The sequence below is a fragment of the Acinetobacter sp. EKM10A genome (genome assembly GCF_011075215.1).
Lineage (GTDB): Bacteria > Pseudomonadota > Gammaproteobacteria > Pseudomonadales > Moraxellaceae > Acinetobacter > Acinetobacter baumannii.
Genome location: NZ_JAALLK010000029.1, coordinates 1 through 8,461, shown reverse-complemented (window position 1 = coordinate 8,461; position 8,461 = coordinate 1). Strand labels below are relative to the sequence as shown.

Below are 8,461 nucleotides of genomic sequence, written 5' to 3'. Positions count from 1 at the left end.
TTCGTTATCCATCAGACCTCCCAATCCTTAATCAAAGCTATATCGGCAGTCAGGTTAGGCTGGTTTTGAACAACTTCGAGCTGTGCATTTACCCGGTAAAGGTTGCCATTCACTTCATTGGTCTTGAACGAGTTCGGAATGAAGTTACATAGGTATTGCTGACGTGCTCCCTGATCAATCACCAGATCCGCATAGAATGAGGCTGGCTTATTCTGGTAGACCCGCCAGAAAGCCATCATTTTATTGAAATCGGTTTTACTTAAATTCCAGTTCACATCAACAATGTGGCTATTACGTTTTACATCGATGTAATAGCGACCACGACCACCATCCATCTGCTGACGTTTCACATCATCACCCGGTGTTACGCCATAGCCGCTGGTCTGAGGATTTAGCTTTAACTTGTACATAACTTTCCTTCAGGTAATAAAAAACCGACCATTTAAGGTCGGTTTTTTCAAATGTTGTAAATTAAATTAGTTCAAATAACTCAGAAATTCTTTTAGCTTCTTCAATACTAAAATTTGCAAGTTCGCGCGTAATCTTTATTTCCATTTTATAGTCAGCCCTAGTTCTTAATTTTTTTAAAGAATTGATCTTTGCATAAACTAGCTCTGCATTTATTTTAGTTTGTTCATTAGCATTTGAATCATAACTGAGAAGACTGCTATATAACCTTGCATGAACCCCACCTTTTTCTGAAGTTGGCTTCCACCTCAATCTATCTTCAAGATGATATTTTGCTTCATGAAATGTGAAGTAATAAGCTCTACCGATAACATTTCTTAATTGTAAATCTGGGTATGAGGTTTCAGCAGATGCTATTTCATTACAATATTCTAAAAGCTTATTATCCATTCAGAACCTCACTATAAGGAACGAATGTATATGAGATCTTGTTAAATGCAGTCAAAAGACCTTCTTTAAAACATAATTCAATAATTTCCTCGTTAATTTTCATGATCTCTTTTACAGGTTTATTTATATATATAAGTAATAAAAATTCTTCATCAATAAAGCTATAGTCATGGTTGAGTACTCTCGCATTATTCTTTAAAACGGTATTCTTGATAATAGAAGAGATCTTTTTGAAATCATTTTCACTTATATCTAGTCGATCATTGATATCAGCCAGTACAGTGTGATGATCAAAACTGTTATTAAACACAGCTTCACTATAAAATGATGAGTCCTTAGCCCATAACTCACCATTAAGTAAGAAAATAAGTCCAAGATCTCTTGGTAAGATTCCTTTGGAATCCATTTTTTGTAATTCAATTAGCTTTACAATTTTATCTGTTGTTTTACATACATTATCAAAATCAAAAGTATGATTAAAAATATAAATTGCATTCCTTAAACAACTAAAATTATTGGAATGTTTTAAAACATATAATGCTGCCTCATTTGCTTCACTTAAATTATTAGCATTTAACTCTATAAGCCCTTTCATAACATGCCAAAGATCCTTAGGTGCAGTCTGTTTACTACTATCAAGTAACCGCATACACCTTACATAATTAAACTCACTAAGGACTTCAAAAGGCTTGAAGCCGTTTATCAGCGAACCTAACTCATCCATTTTGGTTTTTGGAATTGGTGTTTTCATGTCTTAATAAAGATAAAAGATATATCTACAATCTTACTGAATTTATTTTATAAGATACATGAAATTAATCATTTCTCTCAGAATCATTCTAAGTATTACGAAGATTTTTGAATCTTAAAAAGTTTGAAAAAACCGCCCCCGAAGGCGGTTTTGTTCATTATCGATTCCGTCTTGCTGTCGTATTCTCAGTCAAAGACCGACTAATGGTTGAGTTTGGATTTGCGATTTGATCACTTACAAGCTTAGGTACCGTTCTTGGAAGCTGCTTATCCAGTTCATCTTTAACAATGATCCGGACTGTTTGCTCATCCAGTTGTTCGGCTTCAACTGTCGCCCCACTCACCTGATTAATCACTTCAATTTTGAAATTGATTGTCGGTGAAGCAGGCTCAATTGAAGGCATAATCTCAGCTTGAGGGCGTGAAGTACTTCCTAAAGTAAAGTCCTGAACATCATCCAGATTTGAACGATCCTGAACTAAACCATTGGATGAGAAGTAGACCTTGCCATCATGGAATAAGTCTGAATTTCCAGAAGAAGCTAATTTAGGTGTGTCTCTATTACCCTTATAGATAATCTGAGTATCTTGAACCGGTTGATTAAAGATGTCAGCCTGCTTTTGGCTTTCTATAAAGGCACTAGAGCTCATCATTGCACGGCGCATGACACTATCAGCAGAGGCATTATTATTGAGGAAAGCTTCAGGGCTTGAACTCTTACGCATTTTCTCAACTAAACCAACACCACCCCATCTTTTAATGTCTTCTTGGGACCATACAATTTCGCCTTTGTGCACAGCTCCGGCAACTTCATATTTCCCACCACGACCTGTATAACCACCTTCAGCAAAACCTTGATCTTTGATTGCCCGGATGTTTGCAATGATGCTAGCGCCTTGAGCAACCGCCCCAGCAATCAATGGTAAATTAAGAGGAAAACCAGCTTTTGAAGCTGCTGCAATATTTTGCTGAATCGCAATACCAGCAGCTGCAATGGCATAAGCTTTATCTGCAGCGAACATGATTTTGTAAGCTTTAGATTGCTCTCCAAACATTGAACCAAACATAGATGTAAGAGAACCCATCATTTGGCCACCAAATGCAATTTGAGTGTTCAAGCGGTCTTGCTGATACTTATCTTCAATATCCTGAGCATTCTTTGCATATTCGGCAGCAATCTGATTACGTTGATCTTGAGCAGCTTGAATGATAGCTGTTTTCTGATTTTCGTAATCCTGCTGACTTATAAGCTGTTGCTCAAATTGTGCGTTTAAAGCCTCAATAGAATTTTGTTCATTTAAATTAACCACACCTTGCTGACTATCAAGTAGATTTGTCGCGGCACTTAGGCGGCTAGATCGTTCTTGATCTAGTCTATAGAACTCACCACTGCCATTCATATCAGCTTGAATACCACCCCATGCTTGACCAGCTTTTGCTGCACGATCAAGTGCTTCTAATCGTTCTTGATCACGTGATAATGCCAGTCGCTTACGTTTTTCCTCCTCATCTTTTACTGTTTTAGCAATTTCTTCTCGCTCCAATCGGTAGCGTTCTTGCATTGCCTCAGTTTCTGAAAGCAAGAATAATTTAGCTTGAAACAAACGTTGCTCTTGAGCAAGTTTTAGTAAACCTAATTCTTGTTGCTTTTGCAATTTCAGGCCATCTAAAGCAACCTTTCTTTGATCTTCAGAGAGTTTGCCTTCAGCAACTAATCGCAAAGAATTAGTTTCATATGTGTAATCAAGCTTTTGTTCTTCAGTCCACTTATAACCATTTACTTCAAAATCAAATTGCTTCTGAGCTAACTTGTCTTCAGCATCATAACGCTCATTAATTTTTGGGATTAAATTTGATTGACCTAAAATGGTTGCTTTGTTGATTTCCTCCTCACGTTTTTTGCTTCTAGCAACTGTTTCTGAATCATATGTTGCTTGGAGCTGCTTAACTTCCTCAAGAGTTTTAGCACGTGCCTTATATGCTTCATCTTCGAACTTCGAAAGATCGCCGATTGCTTTTGAGGCTGCTTCGGGGTTATCCCCTAAAATTTTACTAAGCTGATTATAGTAAGAGTCTTGTTTGGCTAAATGCTGTGAAGCTTTAGCTTTGCCAAGCTTTTTCCCGTCATAGTCCCAGCCAACAAAATTTTTGGCAACAATTCTCTCTAAACTTCGATAGTCTAAATCGTCATTAAGAAGAGCTGCTTTAGATTTACTATAACTTTTATCGGTCATCGCCTCTTGCACAGCATGTTTAGCCATTGCATCCAATGCATCTTGAGTTTGCTGGATTTTACCGTTTTTATCCAAGACTCCTTGCCCTTGTAAAGACTGCATTAATTTAGTTGAGCGACTTTTTTGCCATGATAAAAATCCAGTATTTGTATAACCATTATTTTCATCCTTATGGCTACCAAACATTGCCTCATTTCTAAAATCAGTCTCTCGTCCAACTTGAGCTGTCATTACACGAGCTTGTTTATCGCCTAAGCCTGCATTTCGAAATGCCAGATACACTCGTAGCATATTTCTCACTCGCTCATCATTTCCAGCAAGTAGAACAGCTTGTTTGGCAGACTCTTTGGTTTGTTTTTCAACCTCTTTTGTTTGCTTTCTGCTAGATTCGGTAATACTTTCTTGTAAGTCCTTGGCTTCCTTCTGCTTCTTATACCAAGCCTCAAAAATTGCAGCTTCCTGACTAGTTAAACTTCTAGTCATCGGAATTTTATTGTCGGTATAAAACTCTGATGCCGCACGCGCCTTATCAAGACCCTTTTCGCCACCACCAAATGCCTTAGTGTTTTTTATAAGAAAATCATTTTTCAGAATATCTTTGTTGGCGTTGTCTCGTAACTTATTTAACTTTTCTTGTGCAGCGACTTGGTTATTTAATTCATTTGTTTCTCCTTGTTGAGCACCAAGTACAGTTTGATGTTGTTTTAGGTACTCATTACGTAAGTCGTTTTGTTTCTTCAGCTCAGCATTAGCCTGATTCAACGCAATTTTAGACTGATCCGTTTTAGTAGCATAATCCTGTAACCCCTTGATATTTTCAGCAGGAACTTTGGCAGTACTGTTGAACTTGTCCACAGCATCAGTTGCTGAAATTTGATTTAAAGAATATGCCTGGATTACCTTATTCAACGATTTAACTTGTTCTTCGCTACCACCATTTAACCGAATGAATTCTACTTGTGCTCGTAATGAATCAAGCATTTGTGTTTTCATGTCAGTGAAATTTTGAGTAGCGACTTTTGTTAAGTTTGTTTGAATTGTTAATTGCTTAATTGATTCGGCCGTTACATCAACATGTTGTCCAGAAGTAGCATTTAAGAGTTTTAGAGCAGTATTACCCTGCTCAATCTTATTTTTTGATTCTGCTACTGCACTAGAGAACTCAATAAGTTTATCAATTTGAGTCTGACTAAAACGACCAGAAGAAATCATCTTTTTTAAGAGATCACCTGCATCGCTTGCACCTGTAGCAATAGACTTAATGGCATTTTGATAATCTTCATAATCACTGCCAGATAATTTAAATAATTCCTTTTGGATATAAGCAAAACGTTTGATAGCTCCACTAGCATCATCAATTGCATCATTTTGCTGCTCAATCTCTTTGCGTAACCGCACACCCTCTGTTAATGCTTGCACAGTATTTAACTTTATGTACTTATCTGTTAAATCACTAACCGAGTCAGATTGTGTTGCAAGAGACTCTTTGACTTCATCCGAACTGCTGCTTAGTAAATAGAAAGATGCGGCTGTTGCTGCAATTGCTAAACCCATTGGGCTAAAAATCGCCATAAGCGCTGACTTTGCCAAAGCTAAACGACTTGTAGCAACAGATTGCGCTATTAAGGCTGCTGATAATCTTGCAGATGATGCTGATTGAGCTGTTTCTGCGGCAGCAACCTCTAACGCAACTTGAGCTTGTAATCGTCCTAGCTGAGCCATTCGTGTGATGGTAGCCGTGCGACCTTGTTCAGTGATTTGGGCTTTTAAACGAACTTTTTCGAGTTCTATTTCTGCCATGATCTGAGCATGAGTAGCTTTGATGTTCGTTAGTGTCACCTGCGTACTTTGTGCTTCGGCAAGCGCAGATTCCACTTCAGCTTTTGCTGCTGCAATATTTGCATTACGTTCAGCAATTGTGGCAAACACTTGTTTGGTTGACGCAGCAATGCTCGCTTGTACAGCAACCGTTTTTGTTAAAACGGCTTTTGTCATTAAGCCAATACCTATGGCAAATGCACTGTCTGCAATTAAATTCAAATTATTTGCTAATAACTGAATCGATCCTGATAAAGCCTGTGCTGCTCCGCTTCCTTTACCAGCCTCTCCTACAAATTTAGTAATTTCATTATTAAGTAGAGTTAATGATTGACCAATTGTAATGTCAGTTTTAGCAAAAAGAGCATCAACTTCATCTTGGACATTTCTAAGTGCTTTCACGATTTCCTGTGAAGTAATTTTTCCTTCAGCAGCTACTGAACGTAATTCACCTACAGTAATACCCATACCCTGAGCAATTGCTTTAGCTAATGCTGGGGTTTGCTCCATTACAGAATTAAGTTCTTCTCCACGCAACGTTCCACTTGCCAAAGCCTGCCCGAACTGAACTAAAGCTGCATCAGCAGCTTCTGCGCTTGCACCACTAATTGCTACAGCTTTAGAAACTGTTTCAGTTAAACGTGCTGTGTCATCCATTGTGAGATTTAGCGTTTTAGCATTATCACTAAAACGCTGGTAAACCTGTAACACAGAATCCCAAGCTGAATAGGTTTTTTGAGCAATTCGGAAAGTGTCTTCCGTTGCTTTATTTAGTTCAACTTGATTATTAGTGACCAACTTAAGACGGTTTTGTAGTCCAGTATATGTATCCATCTTTGAAATGGCAGAACTTACTGTTACTAGCCCAGCCATATACCCAGCTAGTGCTCGAGTAGCTACAGATAAGCCATCCATAGACTTAGAAGCATAATCACCTTTACGCTCAATGCTATCCAGTTCATTGCCTAGATTACGCGCATTACGTTCAGCATTTTGCGAATCAATAACAATGACCAAACGGGATTCTTGTGCCATCTTACTTTTCCTCTAGGCAATAAAAAACCCACTCAATGAGTGGGTTTGTGAATTAAGTTGCTTTACCAATCAGCATTAACTTTTTGTTGAGTTTTGATCTTTTCAGCCATTTGATCAGATGATTTATTTAATTCATCCATAATTATTTTAGCTGATGGATAATTTTCGGTAATAGTACGATTGGTTTCACTATAGCGAACTCCGCTAATTACCTGTGCTGGTTTATAGTGAGTAAGATTATCGTAACTTACTTTCATTTTCCCATCTTTTGTATCTACGCGCACTGTGAAATCTACTCGATCACCAGCAGTAACAGTCATACAATCAGCAAACCCAGAACAACGGTATGGCATATTACCTTTGCCAATAATTGAACCCGTAGTCTTATCTTCGTACTGAATTACTGCATTTGCTGAGCGAAAAGCTGTTGCAAACCATTGACGTGCGCCATCATAAATTTGGCCTTGCTTTAATCCATCTATTTGATAAACCTTTTCAAACTTTACAGGTTCTGATGGTTGCTGAGGGGTAGTAGCACACCCAACTAATCCCAAACTCAATAATCCAGTAGCCAATATTTTTTTCATGAATTTCACCGTTTGTTATAAAGTGTACTAACTTTAACAAACTGGTTACTAAATGTCACATAAAGCAAGACCACCCGAAGGTGGTCTTTTAAATCAGGCTATGCATGTAAAAGTTTTTCAGCACCAGCAGCCAAGAAAGCCGATCGAGTAGTATATCTCTTACCTTTACCTACATTCTCATCAATTTTACGAATCAAACGGCTTGGTAAAGTAACATTGATTTTTTCTGGTTTACCCAGATAACGACTAACATCAACTTCGGTAACCGCCCAGATCATTCCTTTATATTCAGGATCATCGACAAATTTAACTAGTTCGGAAGCTAATGGGATTTCCTCACCATCTTCAGCCAATATTTCTAAATGGCCTGAAATAGCTTCTTTAACATTCTCAATAGCTTCTTCAAGTGTGTCACCAGCACTAAAACAACCTGGAATATCAGGAACAGTGACACCAAATGCCTCAGTATCTGATCCTCGTTCAATTGCAATTGGATATAACATCTCAACACTCCATGCCCTTGGCATAAACATATCGCCCACTGCGTTATGATTAGTTGTAAGGGATATAGTATTTAAAGTCGGGAAACAGCGGGTCAATTTAGACCCGCTTGTTTCAAAATGCTTTTAACAGTTCCGTTTGGTAAATCCTTTTTAGGATGTGGGATTGTAACTAACCCCTTTTTGGTTGGGTGTTTAAAGTGATGATGACTTCCTGAAACCCTAACCTCATACCAACCATCTGCTTCAATCATTTTGATTAAATCCAGACTTTTCACACCAATCCCTTATTAACTTGATGAGATAATAATAACCCTAGAGTTATTATATGTAAATAACTCTAGGGTTACTTTTTTGAGGACTTGGAATTTATTTTTTTATGGGCTTCATCTAAAAACAAGTTATCCAATGCAAAAATACAGTCATTAAAAATATGAGCATCCACAGGTAAATCATTATGCTCTGCATAGACATTGATTGCCTGCTGATCTAAAGATAACGGGATACCCTGCTCATATCGTCTGGATCTGGCAATAGTACTAAATGCCGAAAGAATAGAGTCAGCCGCATACGAATATTCTGGCGGATCCGGAATACGGCCGCCTAAGAACTTGATTTGTTCGATTTCGTGCGGCGTTTTCGACGCATACGTTTTTTGGTATTTGTAGAGCTCGATGAC

General features: G+C 37.9%; 8 protein-coding genes. All 8 read right to left on the bottom strand.

Annotation, left to right across the window (positions count from 1 at the left end; genetic code table 11):
* Positions 1-11 precede the first annotated feature (11 nt).
* Positions 12-410 carry a hypothetical protein gene (locus tag G9371_RS18740; RefSeq protein ID WP_000277446.1) on the bottom strand — a complete coding sequence of 133 codons (399 nt, stop codon included), beginning with the start codon at positions 408-410 and terminating at the stop codon, positions 12-14.
* 61 nt (positions 411-471) lie between these two features.
* Positions 472-858, bottom strand: coding sequence for a hypothetical protein (locus tag G9371_RS18735; protein WP_000369030.1), 387 nt, complete (start codon positions 856-858; stop codon positions 472-474).
* On the bottom strand, positions 851-1,609 hold the full coding sequence (locus tag G9371_RS18730; RefSeq protein WP_000856592.1) for a hypothetical protein: 759 nt from the start codon (positions 1,607-1,609) through the stop codon (positions 851-853). The genes G9371_RS18735 and G9371_RS18730 overlap by 8 nt, the downstream gene beginning before the upstream one ends.
* Before the next feature lie 157 nt (positions 1,610-1,766).
* Entirely contained in the window at positions 1,767-6,695 is a 4,929-nt protein-coding gene (locus tag G9371_RS18725) for a tape measure protein (RefSeq protein WP_165471302.1), read from the bottom strand.
* A 62-nt stretch (positions 6,696-6,757) separates the two neighbouring features.
* On the bottom strand, positions 6,758-7,282 hold the full coding sequence (locus tag G9371_RS18720; RefSeq protein ID WP_031977118.1) for a DUF4468 domain-containing protein: 525 nt from the start codon (positions 7,280-7,282) through the stop codon (positions 6,758-6,760).
* 98 nt (positions 7,283-7,380) lie between these two features.
* Complete coding sequence (locus G9371_RS18715; RefSeq protein ID WP_000966688.1) at positions 7,381-7,785, bottom strand: type II toxin-antitoxin system HicB family antitoxin; 405 nt, start codon at positions 7,783-7,785, stop codon at positions 7,381-7,383.
* Positions 7,786-7,877: 92 nt separating this feature from the next.
* Positions 7,878-8,060 (bottom strand): type II toxin-antitoxin system HicA family toxin, encoded by a 183-nt coding sequence (locus G9371_RS18710; protein ID WP_000838146.1) that lies wholly within the window; start codon positions 8,058-8,060, stop codon positions 7,878-7,880.
* A gap of 68 nt (positions 8,061-8,128) precedes the next feature.
* Positions 8,129-8,461, bottom strand: a 333-nt coding sequence (locus tag G9371_RS18705) for a hypothetical protein (RefSeq protein WP_171522744.1), incomplete at its 5' end; no start/stop codon positions are given.